This is a genomic window from Sphingomonas xinjiangensis (assembly GCF_014199255.1).
GTDB classification, from domain to species: Bacteria; Pseudomonadota; Alphaproteobacteria; order Sphingomonadales; family Sphingomonadaceae; genus Sphingomonas; species Sphingomonas xinjiangensis.
This window is the reverse complement of record NZ_JACIJF010000010.1, coordinates 1-25,455: the sequence shown is the minus strand read 5'-3', so window position 1 is coordinate 25,455 and position 25,455 is coordinate 1. Positions and strand designations below refer to the sequence as shown.

16 protein-coding genes and 1 pseudogene are annotated in these 25,455 nt (G+C 63.0%); 12 read left to right on the top strand and 5 right to left on the bottom strand.

What is annotated here, in order from left to right:
• Nucleotides 1-214: 214 nt before the first annotated feature.
• From FHT02_RS14870 to FHT02_RS14860, 3 genes are all read right to left on the bottom strand, one after another.
• Nucleotides 215-1,540, bottom strand: a complete 1,326-nt coding sequence (locus FHT02_RS14870) for a DUF2254 domain-containing protein (RefSeq protein ID WP_281393241.1) — start codon at nt 1,538-1,540, stop codon at nt 215-217.
• A 578-nt stretch (nt 1,541-2,118) separates the two neighbouring features.
• Nucleotides 2,119-3,129, bottom strand: coding sequence for a sensor histidine kinase (locus tag FHT02_RS14865; RefSeq protein WP_246352425.1), 1,011 nt, complete (start codon nt 3,127-3,129; stop codon nt 2,119-2,121).
• 1,283 nt (nt 3,130-4,412) lie between these two features.
• Nucleotides 4,413-6,065: a response regulator gene (locus FHT02_RS14860; protein WP_184089250.1), complete on the bottom strand. Its 1,653-nt coding sequence runs from the start codon at nt 6,063-6,065 to the stop codon at nt 4,413-4,415.
• A 532-nt stretch (nt 6,066-6,597) separates the two neighbouring features.
• Here FHT02_RS14860 and FHT02_RS21615 point away from each other — a divergent pair.
• A complete protein-coding gene (locus FHT02_RS21615) occupies nt 6,598-6,993 on the top strand; it encodes a response regulator (protein ID WP_184089247.1) in 396 nt (131 codons plus the stop codon).
• Nucleotides 6,994-7,147: 154 nt separating this feature from the next.
• Here the strand turns inward: FHT02_RS21615 and FHT02_RS14850 are convergent.
• A pseudogene (locus tag FHT02_RS14850) lies at nt 7,148-8,140 on the bottom strand (transposase); the annotation flags it as partial.
• A gap of 5 nt (nt 8,141-8,145) precedes the next feature.
• Between FHT02_RS14850 and FHT02_RS21610 the strand changes: the two are divergent.
• From FHT02_RS21610 to FHT02_RS14830, 5 genes are all read left to right on the top strand, one after another.
• Nucleotides 8,146-8,403: a cytochrome d ubiquinol oxidase subunit II gene (locus FHT02_RS21610; protein ID WP_246352435.1), complete on the top strand. Its 258-nt coding sequence runs from the start codon at nt 8,146-8,148 to the stop codon at nt 8,401-8,403.
• A gap of 282 nt (nt 8,404-8,685) precedes the next feature.
• The gene (locus FHT02_RS14845) at nt 8,686-9,438 is read left to right on the top strand and encodes an SDR family NAD(P)-dependent oxidoreductase (RefSeq protein ID WP_184089244.1); all 753 of its coding nucleotides are present in this window, start codon (nt 8,686-8,688) and stop codon (nt 9,436-9,438) included.
• A gap of 164 nt (nt 9,439-9,602) precedes the next feature.
• Entirely contained in the window at nt 9,603-10,817 is a 1,215-nt protein-coding gene (locus FHT02_RS14840) for an MFS transporter (protein WP_184089241.1), read from the top strand.
• Nucleotides 10,818-10,999: 182 nt separating this feature from the next.
• Nucleotides 11,000-13,867, top strand: coding sequence for a TonB-dependent receptor (locus FHT02_RS14835; protein ID WP_184089238.1), 2,868 nt, complete (start codon nt 11,000-11,002; stop codon nt 13,865-13,867).
• A 73-nt stretch (nt 13,868-13,940) separates the two neighbouring features.
• Nucleotides 13,941-15,461 (top strand): tryptophan halogenase family protein, encoded by a 1,521-nt coding sequence (locus FHT02_RS14830; protein WP_184089235.1) that lies wholly within the window; start codon nt 13,941-13,943, stop codon nt 15,459-15,461.
• Here FHT02_RS14830 and FHT02_RS14825 read toward each other — a convergent pair.
• Nucleotides 15,445-16,452: a cupin-like domain-containing protein gene (locus tag FHT02_RS14825; RefSeq protein ID WP_184089232.1), complete on the bottom strand. Its 1,008-nt coding sequence runs from the start codon at nt 16,450-16,452 to the stop codon at nt 15,445-15,447. The genes FHT02_RS14830 and FHT02_RS14825 overlap by 17 nt on opposite strands.
• Nucleotides 16,453-16,502: 50 nt before the next feature.
• Here FHT02_RS14825 and FHT02_RS14820 point away from each other — a divergent pair, with 50 nt between their 5' ends.
• The 6 genes from FHT02_RS14820 to FHT02_RS14795 all read left to right on the top strand — a co-directional run bounded on the left by FHT02_RS14820 (nt 16,503) and on the right by FHT02_RS14795 (nt 25,249).
• Complete coding sequence (locus FHT02_RS14820) at nt 16,503-17,180, top strand: DUF6445 family protein (protein ID WP_184089229.1); 678 nt, start codon at nt 16,503-16,505, stop codon at nt 17,178-17,180.
• 47 nt (nt 17,181-17,227) lie between these two features.
• Entirely contained in the window at nt 17,228-18,301 is a 1,074-nt protein-coding gene (locus FHT02_RS14815; RefSeq protein WP_184089226.1) for a LacI family DNA-binding transcriptional regulator, read from the top strand.
• A 76-nt stretch (nt 18,302-18,377) separates the two neighbouring features.
• Nucleotides 18,378-20,657 (top strand): beta-glucosidase, encoded by a 2,280-nt coding sequence (locus tag FHT02_RS14810; RefSeq protein ID WP_184089223.1) that lies wholly within the window; start codon nt 18,378-18,380, stop codon nt 20,655-20,657.
• Entirely contained in the window at nt 20,654-22,045 is a 1,392-nt protein-coding gene (locus tag FHT02_RS14805) for a glycoside hydrolase family 30 protein (protein WP_184089220.1), read from the top strand. Before FHT02_RS14810 ends, FHT02_RS14805 begins: the two co-directional genes overlap by 4 nt.
• 2,410 nt (nt 22,046-24,455) lie before the next feature.
• Entirely contained in the window at nt 24,456-24,917 is a 462-nt protein-coding gene (locus tag FHT02_RS14800; protein WP_184089217.1) for a hypothetical protein, read from the top strand.
• Nucleotides 24,914-25,249, top strand: a complete 336-nt coding sequence (locus FHT02_RS14795) for a winged helix-turn-helix domain-containing protein (RefSeq protein ID WP_184089214.1) — start codon at nt 24,914-24,916, stop codon at nt 25,247-25,249. Before FHT02_RS14800 ends, FHT02_RS14795 begins: the two co-directional genes overlap by 4 nt.
• Nucleotides 25,250-25,455 lie beyond the last annotated feature (206 nt).

The window sequence follows — 25,455 nt, the reverse complement described above, 5'->3', positions numbered from 1 at the left end:
AGCCCCAACTTGGCGCATGCGGCTGCGATAAAGCCTCATTGTTGGATCTGGGATGATGGGTTGGACGGAGTGTCACCTTAGATCCAGCTGTCGTGAAGCGGCGCGATATGTGACACCCACGCGTTAGAAAGCTGCGGCGCAGTCTACGGCGGGTGGGACCGGTCTTCAGCCATTCTGCTGTCGGAAAAGCGACGACATACGCGACGTCCGGAAGTTAATGGTTCTGTGACACCAGGGCGGTCGGCTTCCGGAGAGCACGATCTGCGCTGTGGAAGGCGTTCTCCACGTCTTGCTGGTCCAAGGGCTCCCCTACGTCTCGGCGGGCGGCCGAACGGGCGAGGGCCGCGTGACGGCTCAGGGCCTCTCGTTGCTCCTCCGTCCGAGCATGTTCCGCAAGGTCCTCCAACGCTTTCAACAGGTGGATCAGGATTGCCGGCTTAGCCGACCCGGCTTGCCGTATCTGGTTGAACGCGGCGTCGACGGCGCCCGCATAGGTGGTGATGTTCCGGATCAGGCGAGTTGTCCCAGCGCCATCAGCCAGCGTGGCGGGCGGGAGCGTCCGATTGGCCAGCCTGGCCAGGCCGCCGCGCAGACGGTCGATTACGGCCAGGGCGGTAAACGGGTCGTTGATGCCGGGCGAGAGGGCACGAACCGCCACCTCGACGAGCTGACGGATCGCGAACTCCAGGTCCTGCGTCGGCGTCCGGTTTTCTCCGCTCACAATGAACCTGCCGATCGCCTTACGGGCGGCTTCCAGATCGTGCGGCGGAGGCATCACCTCGACCTTGTGGTCGCCCTCCACAACGAAATCGCCGGGACGGAAGTTCAGCCGGACGACGACCTTGTTCTGCTCGGCCCATTGCAGGATCTTGGTAAACTCGACCGACTGAACGTAGCCCTCGCGCGGGAGGCGGATCTTTGCCGCACCCAACTCGCCATCGTCTGGTGGAGGCTGTCGCGGCGCCTCGATCGCTTGCGCTAGAGGGAGCTCACCGACTGCGAGATCGAACTCAAGCCGAGCGCGTCGGACGACCTCATCGGCCGCAATAAGGCTGGACACCCCTTGGATGAACGCAAGCAGTGCCAGCACCGACAGGAGTGCGAACAAGCTCCCGAGTGCGACCGCCACCTCCGGCACCTCTGACGCCGGCGCCTCGCCCCGCAGCGTGCGAAGCACCAGCAGGAGGTAGACAATGGTCATCACGAAGACGCCCAGCACCAGCTGCGTTCGCCGATCGGAACGAAAAATTCTGATCAGTCGCGATCCAAAGGTATTCGCGGCGAGCGAAAGCGCGACCACGGTGACGGAAAAGGCGATGCTGGCCATCGCAATCACGGCGCTGAGCAGCGTGGAGATCAGATTGCGGGCGTCATCGCCGCTGCCGCTGCTTATCCATTTCGCCCACCGTTGCCCATCGGCCCATCCGAGCGAGAAGTCGAGGGCAGCGACCGCCAGGGCGGCCCCCGTAAGGAACATGAGCGCCGGAATGATCCACAAGCTTGTCCGCACCGCGTCCCAGCTTGCGCGTAGCCAGTTCATAATTGAGCCACCCATGGCCCGCCCAACGCAGCAGGCGCCAGAACGTTCGAGCTCCGACCGGCCGAAGCAGCGTTACGCAGCGCACTGTCAGTTGGCCGGCTTCTGGCGAGTTCTTCTTGCGAGAGCTGGCGTCACCTTGACGAGCTTAAGGGTGGGCGCCTGTCAGGACGGCTCGGGTCCGCTGCATCAGCGACAGTCGTATGGGAATTAGATAACCAATGTAAGGGCAGGCGACGAGCCTCCAAACCTCGCCTGGCGCTCCGCGGCCACACAGACACAGCTGAACAAGTGGCGGGGATCAACAACTCGGTGTTCCAAAGCAGATATGCCGCTTTCGCCAACCACTGACATGCCGGCGTCGCAAAAGCGGCGACATACGTGACTTTCGAAAGTCAGCATTTTCGCGACAGAGGCTCGGCTGCTCGCGCGCATTCCCGGCTTTGAGTTGCCGTGCAAAGGCTAGAGAGTCAAAGAGCGGCCCTCCTCAAGTAACCGCCTGCGGCTACCGCGGCGCAGGCTGGACAAGAGCGGTTTTGCGCGCGCGCGCGCTGCGAACGGCTCGCATCCGCCGGAGGTCGTCAAGCCGCGAGCTGGTCCATGCGCATGCGGAGCGTCGCAACGAGTCCGCTGGGCTTCCATTCATAGCGTAGATCACCGCTAAACTGGTTTGCCATACTACGGGAGATCAGCTTGCTTCCAAAGCCGTTCATCTGCGGCTCGTCGCCGATCTCCGGGCCTCCTGTTTCTGCCCAAATCAGCTTCAAATCGTCTCCGTCGCATCGACTGGAGATATCGAGCGAGCCCGAGTCCGACGACAACGCGCCATGCTTGACAGAGTTGGTCGCGAGTTCATGCACGACCATGGCCAAGGTCGTGGCGGCGGCTTCGCCGACGCCCATGCGCGGAACTGCTACCCGGATGCGGCCGCTGAAGGCGGCGGTATCATCGTAGGGCGCAAGTAGGACGGCCAGCAGGTCGCCGAGCAATGCAGCCGTCCCCTGCTCCCCGGGTAGAGGGCGCACAAGGTCATGCGCTCGGCCCAGAGCGCTTAATCGTTTCGTCAGTTCACCGGCCATTTCTTTCGCCGAAGATGCGGAACGCGACGAGAGGTGGGTCAGGCCGCCAGCAATCGCCAAAAGGTTCTTCACGCGATGGCTCATCTCTCCTGCGAGCAGCTCACTTCCCTCCTGCGCCAGCTTGCGATCCGTCACATCCAGAAAGATGCCAAACATAGTGCCGTTGGACATGCCCTCTTCGGCACCTTTGCCCCTCGCAGATATCCATCGCACCTCATCGCCGAGCTTGATCCGGAAGTCGATCTCGTAGCTTCCTGGTACAGCACGCGTGCCGGCGAACGCAGCTCGAACCCGATCGGCATCTGCCGGGTGGATGTTCTCGGAGAGCTTCGCGAATGTCACGCTCCTGCCATTAGGGAGATCCCACAGGGCATAGCCGCGCCTGTCCATGAGCAGGCAGTCGTCCTCGACACTCCAGGACCACAGCGCAACGCCAGCAGACTCGATCGCCAGCCTTAGCTGCGTTTCATTCCACTCCGGCTCCTCGAACTCTGGCCTGGATAACGCCTCCAACAAACATCTCCTTCTTCGACCCGCCCTCGAGGTACCGACAGACGCGATCGTACGGCCGACCTAAGGTCCCGCTGAGCATGAAAAACAGCTCCCCACAACTGATGGTTCCGCCCTGCAACGGCCAACAGGTGGAGTGCACAGGGCTATCTTCGAGTTCTCATCCGGCACCAACGTCTGGCGCTTCTCCTTCCTACCTTGGCGCTCAGTATTCAGTCCCGGGCCCGGTAGGCGATCGGAGGTCTCGACGGCGCCCTCGGGCGTCATCGAGACGGTCACGCCATCTGGCCCAGGCAGTATCTGTCGCAGAAGGCGGGACATACGCGCCGTCCGAACTTTGGATGTTCGCGACCCGAGAGGCAGAGAGCGTCCTGACCCATTCTCCTGGACGGACTTGATGCGAGTTCATTTAATGTGATCTGAATGTAATCTCGTGCATTGTGGACCTTTCCGGTTAAGCGGCATCGCCGGCGGCGCAGTTGGGGGTCACTATCACCCGATAAGTCACGTTCGCCGGCGCTTTCAGCGATCACGCCCGTTATCAAGATCCGAAGTCTGCTGGCTGATGGGCCGTCAGGCACCATGTGGAGCAAAGTGATGCTGAGAAAGAGCCCCGCAACGCTCGAGGTGAGGTTTGCCGTACCTGATGACGTCCCCGGCATTCCGGTACCCCAGCCCGAAGCGGTTGCGCGGCTGCTGAATGTGACCCCGCGATGTACGCGTGAACTGCTTGCGGCAACGGCCCGAGTCTCACGCCCAGTACTGATCTAGCACGACGCGGATCGCCTCTACGCACGCGCTGCGAAGAGCGCCGGGCTCTCTGCTTCGAAGCTCCTCTATCGCTTCCCAAGCTGAACGAGCGACTGCTTTTAGAACGCCGCACAGGTGCTCTGAACCGCAGGAAGTGGGCGGAAGCGGAAGGGCGGCTTTCAGGGAACCACAATCCAAACCGGACGCTTACTTTTAGACCGAGGGGTCGATGTGACGCTGCCTTTCTCAATGACGATCCAGGCGCGCTGGTGAACGGCAATCAGCGGATCCAGATCATCAACGCGCTGGCAGGCCAGCTACCCTAGCTCAAGTCGCCCGGCTGCTTCCCCGAGATTGTCGCTTACAAGACGCGGCTCTTCTGCCCCGTCGGCGAGACGGCCGGGGCAGTGCTTGCCAGCATTCTGAAAAGATGAGTGGGCGGTAGCGTCGCCCCAGTCTTTCGGCCACCAATCAACTCCGCAGCCGCCCAGTATAAGTGGTGACTAACTGTCCAGTCGAATCGCAGAAGGCATACTTTACCGACGGTCGTCTAGGATCGCCCGAACCTTACGAGCCAGCTGGTCGATGGAAAACGGCTTTGTGAGAAGCTGCACGCCGGGGTCGAGCTTGCCGCCGTGCACAATGCCGTTCCGGGTGTAGCCAGTCATGTACAGGACGCTGATGTGTGGCGAACGTTCGGCGGCCTCGTCGGCGAGCTCACGACCGGTCATGCCGGGCATCACCATATCTGTGAGGAGCAGCTCGACACTGGGCAGTTCTTGCAGGAGCAAGAGCGCGCTTGCGCCGTCGCTCGCCTCTTGGACCGTGTAGCCCAACTCGCGCAGGGTCTCGACGGTGGTTGCGCGAACACCGGCCTCATCCTCTACAACTAGGATCACCTCGTCACCGTTGCTACGCGGCAAGGCCGCTTCGGGTTCTGGCATCAGCCCCGCAGCGACTTCCTGGTCAGTCCCGCTGTATCGCGGGAAGTAGAGCTTGATGGTGGTGCCGTGGCCCGCCTCCGAGTAGATCTTCGCGTGCCCGCCGGATTGTTTGGCAAAGCCATAGATCTGGCTGAGACCCAGGCCTGTGCCGCGGCCCACTTCCTTAGTCGTGAAGAATGGCTCGAAGGCGCGCGCCGCTACATCAGCTGGCATGCCCGTTCCTGTATCGCTGACGGCGATTGCGACATATTGGCCCGGCGCCACCTCGGGGTGATCGTCAGAATAACGCTCGTCGAGATGGGTATTCATCGTCTCGATTGTGAGCTTACCGCCACCAGGCATCGCGTCACGCGCGTTCACCGCAAGGTTGACCAGCGCGCTCTCGAGCTGACCTGGATCGACGCAGGTGCGCCACAGGCCGCCCGACAGCACGCACTCGACGGCTACCTGCTCTCCAAGCGTGCGACGAAGAAGCTCCGACATCTCCGTCACACTACGGTTCAGATCAGTCACCACCGGAGCGAGCGGCTGTTTGCGTGCGAAGGCAAGAAGCCGCTGCGTCAGGGTGGCACCGCGTCGAGCCCCGTCCATAGCGCCGTCGATGTGCCGGATGACGTCGGCGCCGCCACGGGCTAGCTTTCTCTGGGCAAGCTCCAGGTTGCCGATGACGATACCAAGCATGTTGTTGAAGTCGTGCGCCACGCCACCCGTAAGCTGCCCGATCGCGTCGAGGCGCTGGAGCTGGGCTGCTCGGGCCTCAGCCTCCTCTCTGGCCGCGATCTCGGTTCGCAAGGCATCATTGGTAGTCGTCAGGTCCCGGGTGCGCTCCTGGACTCGCCGTTCCAACTCGAGATTGAGGCGGGCACGCTCTCGCTCGATATCGGAGAGCCGCGAATAGGCGTCGTTCATCGCGCTCACCGCGAGGACGATCAGGCCCGCATTCAAGATGAAGAGCCCGATCGCAAGATGGCCGCTCGGCCAAGCCAGATCGAATGATCGCGCGGGCTCTACAAAGTAGTACCAAGCAAGCCCGATCGAGAGCGTAACGGACAGCGCTCCCGCGACACGCCCACCAAGGTAAGCGGCTAGCAGCACCGCGGGGAAGAAGGTGATGAACGCGAATCCAGGGAGCGCTGATCCGATTACGAGGCGGGCGGCGAACGCAAGCAATGTGAGCAGGATGGCGCCCAAATAGGCCATCGAGGGGCGTTGTCGGATCGTATGCGTGCGTTCGTACAGGTTCATCGGCGGTGCTTAGCAAGTCGCATGCAGTGAAGCCAACTAACCTCCCTCTTCGCCTTGCCAGGTGGTTATCGCCCCTCCGGGGAGCTTCGAGCGCTCAATCAGCTCAGGCCGCGGAAGCCTGACGAGCTCGAGAAACTACCTGACTGGTGCTCACCTGAGCGCCGACAGCCTTCGCAACTGCCCTCGTGGCTCTGCCGCATCGCTCCGGGTGAACCATTCTCAGTCAATAGCTTTGCCCGTCAGCTAGGAGGCAAGCCTCAGTGGCGGGATGCTCAGCCGGGCACTCGGTTCGTGCTCGACTTCTTCGCGCAGTAAGGCCTGCATCTGCACTAGCATTCGTCAGCGCACTCCGAACGGCCGCTCATTGACGTCGGCAAGGCGCTGCTCGGATGGCTCAAAGTGGGGCAATGGCGGTGACCGCTTGGCGCGTCCGCTTGCCGGCAGAGTGGTGGAACTCCTTACGTGGTTCCATTTCTTGCAGCCGCCGTCTCCCGCGATTAAGGGCCTTCCTTTTCCCGTTGTCAGGAACACAGTGTCTAATTCCATCCTCCTCCTGCTCGTCGAAGATGAGCCAATGATCATGCACATCATTGAGGATGCGCTGATCGACGGTGGTTACGACGTGCTGACGGCTCTCGATGGTCCAGAGGCTTTGGGTTTGATGGAGAAGCACAAACAGGACCTTGCTGGGCTTATCACGGACATTCGATTGGGAGGCGAGCTAGACGGATGGGCCGTCGCTCGCAGCGGCCGGGAGCAGAAGCCCGAATTGGCTGTGATATACATGACCGGAGACAGCGCAGCGGATTGGGCCGTTCAAGGCGTTCCGAAAAGTTTGCTGCTCCAGAAGCCGTTCGCATCCGCGCAGGTCGTTACGGCTATATCGACGCTGCTAAATGCAACGGATAGCTCTATTCAGATTGGCTGAGGTCGTCACGGCTCGACCCGTCTGAACAAACGTCTGGTTATGAGCAGCGCTCCAACAGCGGTAGACGACCGGTAATGGACGATTGTGTTGAAGAAGTCGGGGTGCGGACCGGAGGCAAGCTGCGGCTGAGTTGCGCGGTACAGCGCCGACCGGCTCAGGCGGGTAGTGGCTGTGTCGCCAACGGGATAAGCTTGGCCATCTTGCGGAGGTCCTGGGCGGTGGCTGCCATATGGAACTCGTCCCTGGCACCGTTTGGACCGCGCAGGCGCAATCGGTCGAGCTTTAGGATGCGTTTGAGGTGCGCAAACAGCATCTCGACCTTCTTTCGCTGGCGCCGCGAAGTGACGTAAGCGTCGGTGGTGGCGATGTCGCGGGCAAGGTCGCGAGCCCCTTCGTGGATCGAGCGGGTGACCTTGCGCGCGGGCATGTTGGGCGTGCAGCGTTCCCGCAAGGCGCAGCCACCGCAATCCTGCTGTGGCGGGCGATAGCGGATGAAGCCGTCCTGGCCGACATCGCCCCGAGCGGTTGCGAAGTTGCGGTTCCTGGGGCGCAGGCGCTTGCCGCCCGGGCAGACGTAGCTGTCGTCGTCATGGTCGTAGATGAAGGCATCGCGCTCGAACGTGCCGTCGCGGCGGGCGGACTTGTCGAACACCGGGATGTGCGGCTGGATGTCACGCTCGTGGACCAGCCAGGCGAGCATCTCCGCCGAACCGTAGGCGGTATCGGCCGCCAGCCGCTCGGGCCAGACGCCGAAGCGGTCCTGCACCCGCGCGATCATGCGCTTGCACGCGGTCACCTCGGCCTGACGCACGGCGGTGCTCGCTTCCACGTCCATGATGACGGCGTGATCGAGGTCGATGAGGTATTTGGTCGAGTAGGCGTAGAAGGCCGGCCCGCGATGCGCGCTGGTCCAGCGCGATGCCGGATCGGCCGGCGCCAGATACTTGGGCACCACCGGTGTCGCTGCGCCGAACGCGGCATCGTCGAGAACGGCGAAATACTCGCGCACCGCACGGCTGTCGGCGTCCGGCGGCATGCCATCGCTGCCCGGACCGCCGGTCTGACGATTGGCATCGGCGCGGATCAGGCTGGCGTCGACCGCGAACCCTTCGCCACCCACCAGCCCCTCGGCCATGCAACGCGCGACGAACCCTGCTTCTTCTCCCGCTCCCCGCTATAGCCGCGGGAGCATGGGTCGGCGCCTGGCGTAACCTATGGGCTGCGCGTGACTGGCGGCCATTCCTCTTCGCCTGCACGCTGGTCTTGGCGGCTGGGATCGGCCTGGGCGTGAGCATCTGGCCCTATGCCATTCCCGGCGTTCTGACCCTTTCCGAAACGGCCTCGGCGCCCAGAACTCAGCACATCGTTGCCTGGGTGCTCGTCTGCATTCTGCCCGTGGTGATCGGCTAGGTCGCGTTCGCCTATTGGGTTTTTCGGGGGAAGGTGGTGGAGGCAGCAGGTGAGGAGACGCCAGCTGGAGGCATAACAAGTCCGTGATTTTCGCAGCCGGCTTTCAGACGATGCTCCGCCGGGCCGGAGGACTGCAACGCCGAGCCGGGCACGATGATTCGATCATACGGACGTTTAAGGCGGACATACTCGGGTCTGATCGTCGCGCCCGACCTGACGATGTAGCTCAGTCTTGAAGCAGCGGCATGCATCCGCTGGAACCACGATGCAGGAGTCACGATCATGTCACAGCCACTCGCGGGCAAGGTTGCCTTGATCACTGGAGGGTCGCGCGGGATCGGCGCGGCTATCGTGACGCGCCTTGCGCGCGAAGGGGCAGACGTCGTGTTCAGTTACTCGTCCTCTCGGGAGGGCGCGGAGGCGGTGGTTGCACAGGTGGAGGCACTCGGTCGTCGTTCAATCTCCATCCAGGCCGATCAGGCGATCACTCAGGAGGTGGAGCAGATGGTGCGCGATGCGCACTCGGCCTTCGGCCGCCTCGACATCGTTGTGAACTCCGCAGGCGTCTTCGTCACCGGACAGATCGACGATCCGGAGCTGGACGTCGCCGCCCTTGATCGCCAGCTCGACATCAATGTCCGCGCGGTCGTGACGGTCATGCGCACGGCAGCGCCGCTTATGGAGAATGGCGGCAGCGTAGTGTCCATTGGCACGACCGGCGCTATGCACCACACTCCTTTCGCGGGGATCGCCGATTACGTCGCGAGCAAGGCGGCGGTGGCGGCCTACACCCGCAGCTGGGCCAGAGACCTTGGCCCTCGCAACATCCGCGCGAACACCATTCAACCGGGGCCCATCGATACGGGTATGGCGCCGACCGAAGGGCCAGTCGCGGAGCTCATGAAGTCGAAGTCTGCTCTGGGACGATATGGCAAGCCGGAGGACGTTGCCGCGGCGGTCGCCTTTCTGGTCGGACCCGAGGCTACCTACATAACGGGAGCCACGCTCGCGATCGATGGTGGCATGACTGCTTAGAAGCCGCTCCTTGAGGTAGGCGCCAGGCGGCTTGGAAGCGTTGTGTTGATGATGCCCCAGCAAGTCTGCGATACCTTGCCGTGGCCTGAGCCATGCGGAATGCTGCGTGGTAGACGGGGCGAAAATGGCTGGGCTTAGAAGCTGATGGTGCTGTGGCGAAGGGGATGCTGAAGGGTCGTGCCGGCTCGGCTGCGGCGAAGGTCTTCAGCCTGTCCATTGGAGTCTTTTTCATTGGCGGGTTCGTGGCGTCCTCCGTCAGCTTGCTCGTTCCGCGTGTCCGCCTGACCCTCGGCTTGGATTATGCGTCTGCCATGGCCGTCCAGCTGGCATCTCATTCCAGCTATCTCGTTCTGGCGATTCCGATTGCGGCGGCTGTGTCGGTCGTCGGCTACATGCGCGCGCATGCCATCGGGCTTACCCTCATGGCGGCAGGCTGCGGCCTTCTCATAGCTGGTCTTGCTTCGCAGAGCTTCGCTTTCGTTCTGATGCCGCTTCTGGCGGTTTCCGCCGGCGCCAGCTTTCTTCAGATCGCAAGCAACAACGTGGTGACGCTGATTGGGGACTCGGGACGGGCCGCGGTCCGGCTCAACATCCTTCAGGGCTTCAACTCGCTGGGGACGGTGGTCGCGCCTCTGGTCGGTGCGGCCACGATCGTCGCGCTTCCCGCGCGCGCACAGGGCATTCCTCCTTACGCGCTTCCGTTCGGATGCGCGGCGATCACGTTGACCGTTTTGGCGCTGGCCTTTGCGGCGAGCCGAAACCTGCTCCGCGGCATTCCTGTCGGTTCCACGCGCACTTCGAAGAGGGGGTGGGTCGGGGCCCTCAGGGACAGGCGGCTTGTTGCTGGAGCTGCGGCTATATTCGCCTATGTCGGAGCCGAAGTGGCGATCGGCGCCCTTCTCACCGACTTCCTGATGCAGCCGAGCACGATGGCGCTCGCCCCGATGGGCGCGGCTCGATTGGTGTCGCTGTATTGGGGAGGAGCAATGATCGGGCGGTTCGCCGGGGCCTGGCTGATGGGCCGCATCGCGCCGGCGCGGCTGCTGCGATGGGCCGCGGGTGCGGCAGGGCTGCTCGTGATTGCTGCCGTTTTCGCGCACGGCCCGATCTCCGGCGCCGCTCTGATAGGAGTGGGGCTGTTCAACTCAGTCATGTACCCGACGATCTACGTGCTTGCGCTCCCCACAGCGCCTGAACAGGCCACACCAGGAGCAACTCTGCTCTGCATGGCAGTGGTGGGTGGCGCCATCATACCTCCGATCACCGGCTTGGCGGCCGATCAATGGGGCTTGGCCGCGTCGCTTCTCCTGCCGGCGTCGTGCTACGGGATCGTCCTGCTTTTCGCATCGGATTTCCTGCTGACGCGCACCCGGCGCTGAAAGCCGTTGCGTGTCCAAATGTTTCTGGTTAGGAATTGGAAGCGCTTCCAATCCTCGCGAACGACGGGTCGAAGCCAACAACCAAGATCGTCCGGTGAAACCGGGCAAGGGGAGGACAGATGGCCTGCAATGTGCCTGGGCGTCGTATAGCGCTGCTTTCACTTTATTTGGGCTCGACCGCGATGGTGTGCCCGAGTTTCGCGCTCGCGCAGGAAGCCGCCGCTCCGGTGCCCGGAAGTGCCGACAGCGAACTTGGAGGCGAGACATCGCAGACCAGCGTCGACCAGCGCGAGGCGGGCCCCGGCGAGCCAGGCGAAGAGGTGGTCGTGACCGGCATCCGTCGCGGCATCGCCGACTCCATCAGTCTGAAGCGCAACGAGACTTCGATCGTTGAGGCGATCTCGGCGGAGGACATCGGCAAGCTGCCCGACGTCTCGATCGCGGAGTCGATCGCCCGCCTGCCCGGTCTCGCGGCGCAGCGTGTCGCCGGGCGCGCCCAGGTGATCTCGATCCGCGGCCTTGCGCCCGACTTCACCACCACGTTGCTCAACGGTCGCCAGCAGGCCAGTTCAGGCGACAACCGCGCGGTGGAATTTGACCAGTATCCTTCCGAGCTGCTCTCGAGCGTGGTGGTCTACAAGACACCCGACGCGCAGATCTCGGGCATGGGTCTGTCTGGCACCGCCGACTTGCGCACGGTGCGTCCGCTTACCTTTGGTAAGCGCGCTATCGCGCTCAACATTCGCGGCGAGAAGACGGAAGGCGAAAAGCTCAACGATGACGTCCGCAACACGGGCTATCGGTTCAGCGCCAGCTACATCGACCAGTTCTTCAACGGGACGCTGGGCATCGCCCTTGGCTATGCGCGCCTCGACTCGCCATCGGGCAACCGCCACTACAAGGCCTATGGCTATGAGGCGTTCGGCGATCAGACGGTCGATGGAGTCCCCATCAACGTGATCCAGCCGGACAGCGCCGATGGCGCGCTGGCGGTCAATGGACAGGAGATCTTCGTCACCTCGCGCTCGAACCAGCGCGACGCCTTCATCGGCATTCTGGAGTGGCAGCCGAGCGACTTCGTGCACAGCACGCTCGACCTCTACTATTCGAAGTTCAAGCAGAACGAAGTGACGCGCGGTGCGCAGTGGTTCTCCAATCCATTCGCCGACGGGCTCACCTTCAACGGCGGCGGTGCCCAGGAGGTTGGCGGCACGCCGGTCCTGCTCTCGGGCAATCAAGTGAACGCGGTGCCGATCATCCGTAACGACAACAACCAGCGCCGCGACGAGCTGTTCTCTGCAGGACTCAACAACGAGTTCCAGATGGACGATCGCACGCGGTTCACCGTGGATCTGTCCTACTCGCGCAACAAGCGGCACGAGCAAATCATGGAGACCTATGCCGGCTACGGCACGGGCGTCGGCGGCGTGACTCCGGCCACCCCAACAGTCGGACGCACGTTCGATACGATCGGCTTCGAGGCGTCGCTGGACGGCTTCCCTAGCTACAGCGAGGGGTTGAACTATGCCGATGCGGCGCAGGTTTCGCTGGGGGATCGCGCTCCGTGGGGCGGCTGGGGCCACGATGGGGCCATCCGCTACCCCGAGGTCGAGGAGAAGGTCTACTCGCTCGACATGCGTCTGGACCATGAGGTCGAGGGCTTCTTCAGCAAGCTCGAGACCGGCGTGAACTGGACCCGGCGCGAGAAGAACAAGACCGTCGATGACAACGACCTGTTCCTGAAGAACGGGCGGCAGCAGGTGCTGGTCGATCAAGGCTTTCTGATCTCGCCGACGGACCTCAGCTTCGCGGGCTTCGGTCGGGTTCTGTCGTTCAATCCGGCCGACCTGCTCGATCGGTATTACGACATCACGCCTATCCGCGACGCGAACTACTACGACAAGAACTGGTCGATCGAAGAGGACGTGATCACCTGGCACGCCAAGGCGGACATCGACTGGGGCTCGCTGCGCGGCAACATCGGCGTGCAGGTGGTGAACCAGAGCCAGAAGTCGCAAGGTGTGGTGATCAACGGGCTGGAGCCCGGGCAGCCCATCATCCCCCAGCGGATTCGCGATGGTGCTGAATATACCGACGTTTTGCCGAGCCTTAACCTTATCTACGATCTTGGTAGCGGCCATCGCCTGCGCTTTTCGGCTTCGAAGACGATGGCACGTCCGCGGATGGACGACATGCGCGCCAATGTCTCGCCCGGCTTTAACTCGCTGGTATGCAGCGGCCAGACGTGCACGCCGGGGACGACCGTGAACCCGTGGTCGGCATCCGGAGGCAACGCGAAGCTCAAGCCCTGGCGCGCCAATGCGCTGGACGCGGCATACGAATGGTACGTCAACCCGACGACCTACTTCTCGATCGCCGGCTTCTACAAGGACATCAAGAGCTACATCTACCAGCAGTCAGGCACGTTCGACTTCAGCGGGATTCCGCTTCCGACGACTGCGTCCTCGATCCCGCCGGGCGTGATCATCAGTAACATCGGCCAGATCACGCTGCCGGCCAATGGCAAGGGCGGCACGGTCAAGGGCGTCGAGTTCAGTGGCGCATTCAACTTCGGCACCCTAGTGCGTGCGCTCGATGGTCTTGGCCTGCAGGGCAGCTTGTCGCTCACCGAGTCCAACCTGAACCCCACCTCCAATCCCGATCCCACTCAGGCGGTCCGCATCCCCGGGCTGTCGGGCACCGTCTACAACCTAACGGCCTATTATGAGCGCGCTGGCTTCCAGGCTCGCGTCAGCCAGCGCTACCGCTCGGGGTTCAAGGGTGAGGTTGTGCAGCTGTTCGCGACGCGCGGCTTCACCGAGATCCTGGCTGACAAGCAGGTCGACGCTCAGGTTGGCTACACCTTCCAGGGTGGCGCTCTTGAGGGACTGGGCATCCTGTTCCAGGTGAACAATCTGACGAACTCGCCTTACCGAACACGCCTAGGCCTGGATGGAGGCGGCACGCAGACGGAGGACGGTGGCGCACTGCTGGAGACCTATGAGGAATATGGGCGCCAGTTCCTGCTCGGGCTGAACTACCGGTTCTAAGGTCACCCTCCCTTGAGGGAGGGTGTTCGCATCCTCCCTCGCTTTTTCTTCCCGGAAGAATAAGGTCGGCTCGATGAGGCAGCTGCGGCGCATTCTGATCGCGGGCGGCGGATCGGCCGGGTGGATGACCGCGGCGTTGTTCGCTAGGCTGTTCAAGGGGCTATACGAGATCGTCCTGGTGGAATCCGACGAGATCGGGACCGTCGGGGTCGGTGAGGCCACCATTCCCGCCATCAAGAAGTTCAACGAGCTGCTGGGGCTGGACGAGGATGATTTCGTTCGGCGCACGCAGGGCAGCTTCAAGCTGGGCATCCAGTTCAACGACTGGTCACGTTTCGGCAGCAGCTACGTCCACGGCTTCGGTGTCATCGGCCAGGATCTCGAATGGCTCCGCTGCCATCAGTACTGGGTGAAGCTGCACGCGCTGGGCAGAGCCGGCGAGCTGGACCGCTACTCGATCAACACCTGGGCGGCGCTCGCCAACCGCTTCATGCGACCGCGTGTCGACATGCCGGACAGTCCGGTTGGGCAGATCGCCTACGCCTTCCACTTCGATGCGGGTCTGTATGCTGCCTTTCTTGCTGACTACGCACGCGCGAGGGGTGTCGAGCGGCGCGAGGGGCGGATCGTCGATGTCTCGCTCGAAGGGAATAATGGCTTCATTCGTTCGGTGACCCTCGCCGATGGCGACGAATTGGCGGCGGACCTGTTCATCGACTGCTCGGGCTTCCGCGGTCTCCTTATCGGCGAGGCGCTTGGCGTCGGCTACGAGGATTGGAGTCACTGGCTGCCATGCGATCGCGCGATCGCGGTGCCCAGCGAGCGCTCGACCGACTTCACTCCCTATACTCGCTCCACCGCCCGTCCGGCGGGCTGGCAATGGCGCATTCCGCTTCAGCATCGCACCGGCAACGGTCATGTCTATGCCAGCCGCTACATGGAAGATGCTGTGGCTCAGCAGATCCTGTTCGATCACCTCGATGCGGCACCAACTGGCGAGCCGCGCCGTCTGCGCTTCAAGCCGGGGCGCCGGCATGCGGGCTGGGTGAAGAACTGCGTCGCGGTCGGCCTCGCCAGCGGCTTCCTGGAGCCGCTGGAATCAACCGGGCTCCACCTCATCCAGTCGGCGATCCTGCGTCTGGTGCGCCTGCTACCCGATGCCGGATTCGATCAGGCAAACATTGCCGAATTCAATCGTCAGACCGTCTTCGAATATGAGCGCATCCGCGACTTCATCATCCTCCACTACAAGGCCACGCAGCGCGACGACACGCCGTTCTGGCGCCACGTGCGGACGATGGATGTGCCCGAGACGCTGGCACGCAAGATGGCGCTGTTCGCGGCCAACGGCCGCATCTTCCGCGAAGACGACGAGTTGTTCGCTGAAGAGAGCTGGATCCAGGTCCTGATCGGTCAGGGCGTGATCCCGCGTGCTCCCGATCCGCTGGTGGACGTCACCCCAATGGCCGAGATCGAGCGCTACCTGTCCAACATCGAGGGCGTGATCGCGAAATGCGTTTCGCTGATGCCCACCCATGAGGCCTTTGTGGCACGGACATGTCAGGCGCCGCCGCTCGCTAGCGCCGCGGCATAGCTCGCTGCAGCGCTTCGATGAGCCCGCGGCGCATCTGCATCAGCTCGGAGGGAGCGCTGGCGGCCAGTACGCCGCGCACCTCGGGCGGGAGATGCCCGGCGGGGTCGCCATCGGTGAGGAAGACGTAATGGTCGAACATCGCGCGCCAGGCGCGGCGCTGCTCGGGTGGCAATTGGCGAAGGCTCATCATCCCGTGCAGCAGCGCGTCCCACGGGGAGCCGAGATCGGGACGGGCCGGGTTCCACCAGTAGTTCACCAGCATGTTGATCGAAGAGAGCGCCTCGACATGGTGATACCAGCCATAAGGTATGTAGATCGCGTCGCCGGGCTCCAGCTCTGCGGTCTCGGCAGCATTCAGCGCCTGGGCAAAGCGCGGGAAGCGGTCCAGGTCCGGTTGGGTGACATGCACCATGCTGACAGGCGTGCCCGCAGGCGTCACGTGGAACGGACCCATGTAGAGGTTGGCGACCTGTTCGGGTGGGAACAGCGTGAAGCGGCGACGGCCTGCGACAACGCAGGCGATGTTCTCCAGCGGGTCGTTGTGCGTGGCCACCTTGGCCGCGCTGCCGATCCACACGCGCGGGGTCACGTCGTCCGGAAGCAGCGGCATAGCGTGACTGTCGCTGAAGCCCGGCAGGACGGAGGCTGCGGCAAGCCCTTGGACCGCCAGTGTGTCGGGCTGGGGCTTGGCGGCCTCAGCCCCGAGCACCGCCAGGAAACCGGCAAGCGTTACAGGCGTCCGCGTGAAGTTGGGCTGTTGGAGATCGTCGGCATAGTGAAGCAGGCCATCCTGCTCGGGGTGTGCGCGCAGCATTGGCACGGGCTCTGCGCTGGCGAGGGGCGCGAGATAGCCGGCAAGCTCACCCCGCCGCCCCGCGGCGACGGCGGGCCACTCCGCGACAAGTCTGCGCAGCACCACCGGACGCGCGGCGGCGCGGATCTCGGCAAATGCGATCGCATCGACATCGGCATGTTCGGACAGCGGCTGCATCGAGAAACGCTCGGGTTTGCGTGGCGCCAAGTCAAGCCGAGTGCGGCCTCGTGAGCGATCCGCAGGTCTCGGTGAAGCGGGTCGGGCGGGAAGGCGAGCCGGTGGTGGTGATCGACAACTTCGCGCCCGATCCGGACCAGCTGGTTGCGCAAGCCACAGATGCGGCGCTGACTCAGCTAGGCACCTTCTATCCAGGAGTCCGGGCGCCGGTGGGCGAGGCTTATTGCGCGGCGGTGGCTCCGCTGGTGGCGGGCGCAGCGCGCCACGTGTTCGGCTTCCAGGAACGGCTTGCATTCGATCGGGCGCTATTCTCGATCGCCACCTCGGCCCCCGAGACGCTTTCCCTGCCTCAGCGCATGCCGCACATCGACGATGTCGCGCTGGGCAAGCTGGCGGTGGTCCACTACCTGAGCCATGCCAACTGGGGTGGCACGCGCTTCTTCCGCCATCGCTCAACTGGCTGGGAGACGATCGGGCCTGATCGGCACCGCACCTACCTGGATGCTCTGGCAACGGACCTGCGCATTCACGGCGAGCCGGCACCTGGCTACATAGAAGGCGACACGCCGCTGTTCGAGATGATCGGAGAAGTCCCGCCTGCATTCAATAGGGCGGTGCTGTATCGCAGCAGCCTCCTTCATTGTGCCGCGATACGCAATGCGCTCCCATTGCCGAACGACGTCGCCACGGGCCGGCTGACCATCGCAAGTTTTCTGACGGCATCCTGAAGGTGGTCACGCTTGCGTCACGCCCTTCCAGGCGACACACGAGGGGAATGGCCGGACAGACACTGGAAGGAACCTCGACGGGCAAGCGTCCCACTATTGACGACGTCGCGCGTCTGTCCGGAGTTGGGCGGGCTACCGTTTCCCGTGTGCTGAACGACGGTCCCAACGTGAGCGATAAGATGCGGTCGCGCGTCCTCGAAGCGGTCGAGACGCTCGGCTACCAAGTCAATCTTCAGGCCCGCTTTCTTGCCGGTGGCGCCAATCGCACGGTGCTGCTGATATTCTCGTCGGATACCGAAAGCGAGCCGAACTCCTACTATCAGGCGGCGCTTGAGACCGGAGCGCTGCGTGTGTGCGCGCAGACTGGGTTCGAGCTGGTGACGCATTCCGTCGTTCAGTCAGGCGCTGACGTAGAAACCAGAATCCTCCACCTCGTGGAGGAAAGCCGATGCCGCGGCGTGATCCTCACCCCGCCATTCTCTGACTGGTCCAACCTAGTGCGGTTGCTGACAGAAGCCGGAACCGCGCTCGTTCGCATTTCACCCGGCAGCTCGGAGGATCCCGGCGCTCCAGGAGTTGGCATGGACGACGAGGCCGCGGGGTTCGCACTTGCGCGCCACCTTCTGGATCTCGGTCACCGTCGCGTCGGGTTCATTCAGGGATTGGCTGAGCACCTGTCTGCGGAGCGGCGCTTTTTGGGAGCGATGAGAGCCTTCAAGGAGGAAGGGCTCGACGAGAATGCGATCGTCTCCCGTCGTGGCAATTTCACCTTTAAGTCCGGAACCGACCTCCTGCCCGAGCTGATCGCTACCGATCCAAGGCCGACTGCGATCATCTGCGCCAACGACGACACAGCTGTGGGCGCGCTGTTCGCCGCGCACCGCGACGGCTTGGACGTTCCCCGCGACTTATCGATCGCGAGCTTCGACGACACGCCCGTCTCCGCCCTTGTATGGCCGCCGCTTACCACTGTGCATCAGCCCATCCAGGAGATGAGCGCACGGGCCATGCAAATCATAGCGGGCGCTGGCGGCAGTGGCGGTGTAGCGCCGCAGTCGTGTGAACTCCTGCCTTTCACCATAGTCGAACGGGCGTCGGTGGCTTCACCCGCACGTCGTTGACATTGGCAGCCGGGACAGAGATTACGGAACGGTTGGAAGCGCTTCCAATAAGAGCGCCGAAGTTTGGGGAGAGGACATGAAGGTTTTCACGCGCACGCGGCCGACAACGGTCGCCGTTTCCGCCATCGCGCTCGCCGCCGGCGCGCCAGTTGCCGCGCAGCAGGCGCCGGTTCCGCAGGACTCGGCCGCCACCGCCACCGCCACCACCGCCGCCGAGAAGCGAGCGGAGGACTTGGCCCGGCAGATGACCCGCGAGGAACAGCTCCGCTACGTCCACGGCTATTTTCCGCCGATGAGCAAGGACAAGCCCGCCGACATGATTTCCTCGGCCGGCTATGTGCCCGGCATCCCGCGCCTGGGTATTCCGACGCTGCGCGAAAGCGACGCCAGTCTGGGCGTCGCCAACCAGATCGAGCAGCGCAAGGGCGACGTTGCAACCGCGCTTCCCGCCAGCCTGGCGCTCGCCGCCAGCTTCGACCCGGACCTCGCCTATCGCGGCGGGGTGATGATCGGCGGAGAGGCGCGGGCCAAGACCTTCAACGTGCTGCTCGCGGGCGGCGCTAACCTTACGCGCGATCCCTGGGGCGGTCGCACCTTCGAATATCTGGGCGAGGACCCGCTGCTTTCCGGCATCATGGCGGGTGAGTCGATCCGCGGGGTGCAGGCCAACCATATCATTTCGACGCTGAAGCACTTCGCTCTGAATCCGCAGGAGACGCTGCGCACGACGATGGATGCCAGGATCGATGAGGCGTCCTTGCGCGAGAGCGATCTGCTCGCGTTTCAGATTGCAGTAGAGCGCGGCCGTCCAGGTTCGGCCATGTGCGCCTACAACAAGGTCAACACGCATTGGGCGTGTGAGAACGACTGGCTGCTCAACCAAGTCCTGAAGCGCGACTGGGGCTACAAGGGCTGGGTGATGAGCGATTGGGGCGCGGTGCACTCCACCGTCAAGGCCGCCAATGCAGGCCTCGACCAGCAGTCGGGCCGCGAGCTCGACAAGGCGATGTATTTCGGCAAGCCGCTGGCTGACGCCGTGGCGAATGGCAGCGTGGCTCCCGAGCGCCTGCGCGACATGAACCGGCGGATTCTTTGGGGCGTGACCACCACCGGGCTGATCGACCATCCCGTGCCGCTTACCGCGCAGCCGATCGACTATGCCGCCAATGCGCGCGTCGCACAGGAAGTGGCGGAAAAGGGCAGCGTGCTGCTCAAGAACGATGGCAACCTCTTGCCGCTGGCGCGCACGGCCAGGAAGATCGTGCTGATCGGCGGGCATGCCGATGTCGGCGTGCTCTCGGGCGGCGGCTCTTCGCAGGTCCGCTCGGTTGGCGGCGCGCCCGTCGAGATTCCGCTCACCGAGGGGGCAGCGGCCTCCTTCGCACGCGTCACCTGGCATGCCTCCTCGCCGCTCGCCGCGATCCGCGCGATGGCCCCGGGCGCGCAGGTCACCTATGTCGATGGTCGCGATCCTGCGGCAGCGGCAGCGGCTGCACGCGGCGCCGACCTGGCGATCGTCTTTGCCTTGCAATGGCGCACCGAGGCGCAGGACATCGAGACCCTCTCCCTGCCCGACAATCAGGACGCGCTGATCGAGGCTGTCGCCGGTGCCAACAAGCGCACCGCAGTGGTGCTGGAGACCGGCGGTCCCGTGCTGATGCCCTGGCTGAGCAAGGTGCCAGCGGTGCTGCAGGCTTGGTATCCCGGGCAGAAGGGTGGAGAGGCCATCGCCAACATCCTGTTCGGCGTGGTCAATCCCTCAGGCAAGCTGCCGATGACCTTTGTCGCCAGCGAGGACCAGGCGCCGCGCCACCCGATCCCAGGCTTGGCCGACATGAAGGCCGCCGACGCCGCAAAGAAGGCGGGAGGGACCTACGGCATGGTCGAACGCGAGCTCGCGCCCGTGGTCCCCTATGCCGAGGGCGCGGCGGTCGGCTACCGCTCTTTCCTCAGGACCGGGCAGAAGCCGCTGTTCCCCTTCGGGCACGGCCTGTCCTACACTCAGTTCCGCTATGGCGGGCTGAGGGTCGAGGGTGGGCAGGCGATGCGGGTCAGCTTCGACGTCACCAACACCGGACGCGTCGCCGGTGCGGACGTTCCGCAGGTCTATGCCACTGCTGGACGGCGCGACGGCGCCACCGTGCGGCTGGTGGGGTTCGAGCGCGTGATGCTGAAGCCGGGTGAAACCCGCCGCGTCAGCGTGGTCGTCGATCCGCGGCTGATCGCCGATTACGATGTCGCCGGCAAGCGCTGGCACGTCGCGGCGGGTGCCTATCCGGTGGCCGTCGGCCGCTATGCCGGTGACAAGGCGCTGAGCGGCACGGCGACCATGAAAGACGTGCAGGTGAAGCCATGAACCGAGTTCTGCTCGCCTGTGCGGCTATGACGATGGTGTCGGCCGTGCCAGCGCCAATGACGGTGAAGGTTGAAGCATGGCAGACGAGCGGGGACGGGCAACAGAGGCTCGCTCCTGTGTCGGTATCGTCTTCGGTGACGCCTGGCGCCGTTCGGATCGAAGTGGACCCGAGCCGGCGCTTTCAGACCATGGTGGGCTTTGGAGCATCGATCACCGACGCTTCGGCTATTCTGATCCAGAAGCTGGAGCCCGCAAAGCGCGCTGCGCTGCTGGATGAGTTGTTCGGCACCGGGTCGGGCAAGTTGGGGCTTAACTTTACTCGGCTCACGATTGGGGCGTCGGACTTCTCGCCGACGCACTATAGCTTTGACGATATGCCCGCAGGGATGCGTGATCCACAACTTCGCCGCTTCTCGATTGAGCCAAATCGGCAGACGGTCCTGCCGACGGTGAAGCAGGCGCTGCGGATCAATCCAGGTCTTGTCGTCATGGCGAGTCCCTGGAGCCCGCCTAGCTGGATGAAGACCGGGGACTCGATGATAGGCGGCACGCTGCGCAACGACAGCTATGATGCCTACGCGCGCTACTTCGTTCGGTATCTGAAGGCATACGAGGCGGAAGGCGTGAAGATGCCCTACGTCACGATACAGAACGAGCCGGATTTCTCTCCCAAGGACTATCCAGGCATGCGCTGGCCGCCAGCCGACCGGGCGAAATTCGTCGGGGGGCATCTCGGGCCTGCTCTGGCTCAAGCTGGTTTGGGCACGCGCGTATTGGAATGGGATCACAACTGGGATCTGCCGGAGCAGCCGGAAGCCGTTCTGGCTGACCCGCAAGCGTCGCGGTACATCGCCGGGGTTGCTTGGCACTGCTACGGCGGCGACGTGGCCGCGCAGACGCGGGTCAAGGACAAGTTTCCGAACAAGGAGACCTTCTTCACCGAGTGCTCAGGCGGCGGGTGGCGGCCAGGGTGGAAGGCCGGCTTCGGCGACACTGTGAAGAACTTGATGATCGGTTCGACGCGAGGCTGGGCTAGGGGTGTGCTTCTTTGGAACTTGGCGCTCGATCCCTCTTCAGGGCCGCACAAGGGAGGGTGCAGCAATTGCCGCGGCGTCGTCACGATCGATCCAAGCAGCGGGGAGATCACTCGTGAGCTGGAATACTATGCGCTTGGCCATCTGAGCCGGTTCGTGCGTCCGGGGGCCGCCAGGATTTCGTCTACGAGCGACGCGAAGCTTCTGACTGTCGCCTTCACGAACGCAGATGGTGGCATCGTCTTGCTGGCGTTCAACGCTGGTGACAACCCTGCCTCCTTAGAGGTAGTAGCGCCGCGTCAGCGTTTCGGTCACGTCTTGCCCGCTGGTGGAGCAGTAACCTTTCTCTGGTAGATTGCTGTGGAAGCGCAGGCTCGCTCGATCTGCTGGTGATCCAAGTTGGATGAGAGACTTGCAACCGCCGTGTCTGTCGTTGTGCAGCAAGCGACGAGTCGCCTCAGATCATTAGCCCACCGGTCGCTGTGTCGTTCGTCAAGACCACTTGCGATCCGAGCCCGCGCTTGCCCCTTCTATGAGTCCGGGTAACCTGCAAGCTGCGCAACCCTTCGGACGGCGAGGGAAGCGTGATTTTTATGGAGTGACGCTGTTCCTAACCATCTCCGACAACGAAAATGCCAATTTGCGGGTGGCTTAACTCCCGGAGCTTGCGAGCGCCTTCGTGGCGCATTTCGGATGAGGGGCGTCAACCAGGAATATGCTTCAATCGAAATAACTGATCCGGATATTCAGAGCACCCTTCCCGTTTCCAAACTTCGACATCCGTCAATCATCCGGGAACACGTCTCTCGCTCACGCTAATCGCGCGATTAATGACAGACTTTGGGACAAACCCGTCGTTCCGATGCCGCAGGTTGACGTCAGCTCTTGTCGGAAGCCGACGTTCGGCGGCTGTTCGTGCGGCGTCGCGTTACGACTGAAACTGGCTGTTCGCGTCGGAAGACGTCGCTCTGAGGCTGCGCTCATCGTGGATTAGAATGTCCGAAAGGGGATCGTTCAGCGGACAAGGGGGTAGGGGCCTAGTTGCGGCACTGCAGCCCGGAAGAGCCAAGTCTCACATACCCTGGTACGACATCTTTCTCGTTGAAGGCACCTCTATCGGGCGCGGACAAAGCAAAGCCGTCGACGCCCTGCGGACCTGTTCGTTGCCCACTCGGCCTGAGATCCAGAATGTCTGCTACTGGTGGTTACCCGACAGTCTGCTTTCGGCCAGCTTGATAGCAAAAGCAGTCATTGCAGGAGCGGCAGTGTCGGCCGTTTAACTTACAGGGTGCTTCGCTGGTAAGCGGCTTTCACATTGCCCGACCGACCTAATAAGAAGACGATTTCTACGTCCGTGATGCCAAGGGGCTCAAAAGCTACGTACGTTTGACCAGCTGGACCACGTCGGGCGTATAGCAGTGAGAGGCTATGCGCTGGCCCACCGTAAGGATTTTGCGCCCAGCACCGCTGAACATTTCCAACTGCGGTATCGGGGACTTGCTCAAGTGCCAGTTTGGGTTGGGTGCCGAGATCAAGAGATAGGCGCTCGTAGCTATTGATACGGCACTCGCCTGTAGTCCCGCTAGGTTTTGCGTTCCGGCCAGCGACGCCGCCGATTGCGCATCCAACTAAACAAGCGAGTATAAGTTTGGTCCACATCCAAGCATCATCGCTGCGAACATGAACATCCGCAACTGGGGCGACAGCCGACACGTAGCTTTGCACGCCAGGAGCGACCCGGCGGCTTTCACCAGACTGGCGCCTCTGCCGAGCATCGATCGTCGCAAAGTGAGTCGTCAGCGGATGGTCGTTTCCTGTCGCCGAAATAGACCGTAGAATCCAATTGTGAAGGCTCCAGCGAGCCCTGCGCCGACCTCCGCGGGCGCCGAGGTGAGAGGTTGGATTATGGCGGCAAGAAGCGCACCAACCGCGACGGCAATCAGGAAGGCTGGAACGCGGCTCATCGTCCGAGCTTAACAGCGTGCTGAATGCCTGCAAATGGGCGTCAGTCGCCGATCAGTTCGTCGGCGGCAACGGCATCCAAATATAGGGTGGGCCCGGGTCAATGCTGTCGACGCCATCGAAGCGAACTTGGCATTGCTGCCCGCCGAGGTGCCCGAATCCCCCAATCCCCTTTGAACGCCGACCCCTGCCTGCAATCCAGAACTCCCCAGTTGAAGAGGCCGCATCTACGCCGTGGCGTCTGAGTAAAGCGTCTGTGACGACCTTGTTGAGTTCAAGAGCACAACTCCGCTCTGCCAGTTCACCGAACGAGAGAGCGTCGCCACACGTTTGCCGGTCCTCGCAGAGAAAGATGATTGCGTCGTCTCGTCCAAGCTGCGCCTTGCCCATCAAGCGGCTTGGAGCGTCGTGCAGGACACTGCCATCTGCCTCTCCTCTGTCGCTTGCTGTGTTCCCGCACGCGGAAACGAAAAAGACAGCGACAGACAGGCATATCGCGAACTTCGATATACGCATGCCGGCAGTTTATGGAGAGCGCGAGAGCTCGCAAGTGGGTCATTTGCGGCACTCACCCGTGAAATGAACGAACGACCGCTTTGGGGTGTGCGGATAGCCGACCTGAACGGCCGGGTTTGGGCGAAAGCGGAAGGTCAGCTTTTCGGTGTCTGGCATCGCTCAGCTGCCGCTCGCGGATAGCGCTGGGCTCCAGGTTCGTTAGCATGACTTTCCGAAGTGGAAATATGACGCTTGACGATATGGAAAGATAGACTTACTCTTTCCGCATTGGAAAGGGAGACTGAAAGTGAACAAGATCGACCAAACGAACGAGCTGAGTGTTGAAGAGGGACTGAAGATCATCGGTCGCACGCGGCAGGCTGCTGCCGCTCGGGTCAGGGCGCCGTGGTGGTATCATGCAAGCGTCGGACTTGCCGTAGCGATCATGGCTGCTGCGTTCACGCAGCAGGGCTCTATATGGGTGATGTTCGTTGGTCTGGCGTTGATTGCGGCACTTGCCTCGCATCACCGTCGGCGCACCGGCGTAAGTATCTCCAGCACGCACCGGGGTAGCCTGCGATCGACGTTGCTTGGCTTTGGTGGTGTTATCATCGCCGTTGCGAGCATTCGGTTCGGAGTGTGGCTGGAGAATAGCGGCGGGCACGAAGGGGCCATGCTGTGGATCGCCCTCTTGTGCGGCGTATTCGCGACCGGGCTGGGGTTCGTGTTGGAGTGGTCCTTCATCAAGGATGCGGAGACGGTGCGATGACCGCAGGGGGCTTCGACCCGGTAATCCACGCACCCAATCGCCTCCAGATATGTGCCATGCTGAGCGCGGTGGACAGCGCGGAGTTCGGCACAATTCGCGACACGCTGGGGGTCAGTGACTCGGTGCTGAGTAAGCATGTTCGCCAGCTCGACGAAGCCGGATATGTGAAGTTGAGCAAGGCCGTGGTTGATACGCGGCAGCGAACCTGGCTCAGCCTGACCAGGCAGGGCAGGAAGGCATTCGAGGCGCATGTCCTCGAATTGGAGAAGCTGGTGGCTCAAGCGAGATCGGCACCCTTCATCACTGACGTCGGGGGGGCGGTGACAGTTTAGCCGACGGGCGACCGCTTCAGGGAAGACGGCTTGGTAATCGCAACGACATAAGTTGGGCGCTAACAGTCGTTGTTCCGATCACGACGCGAGTGGTCAATCTCCCGGGGAAGGCGGGGTGGATCGGCGGCGACTTGGCGCGACCACCCGAAGTGACGACCATCCTCCGCCGATCCGCTTTCCTTCGATCATGGATCGCCCGCTATCGC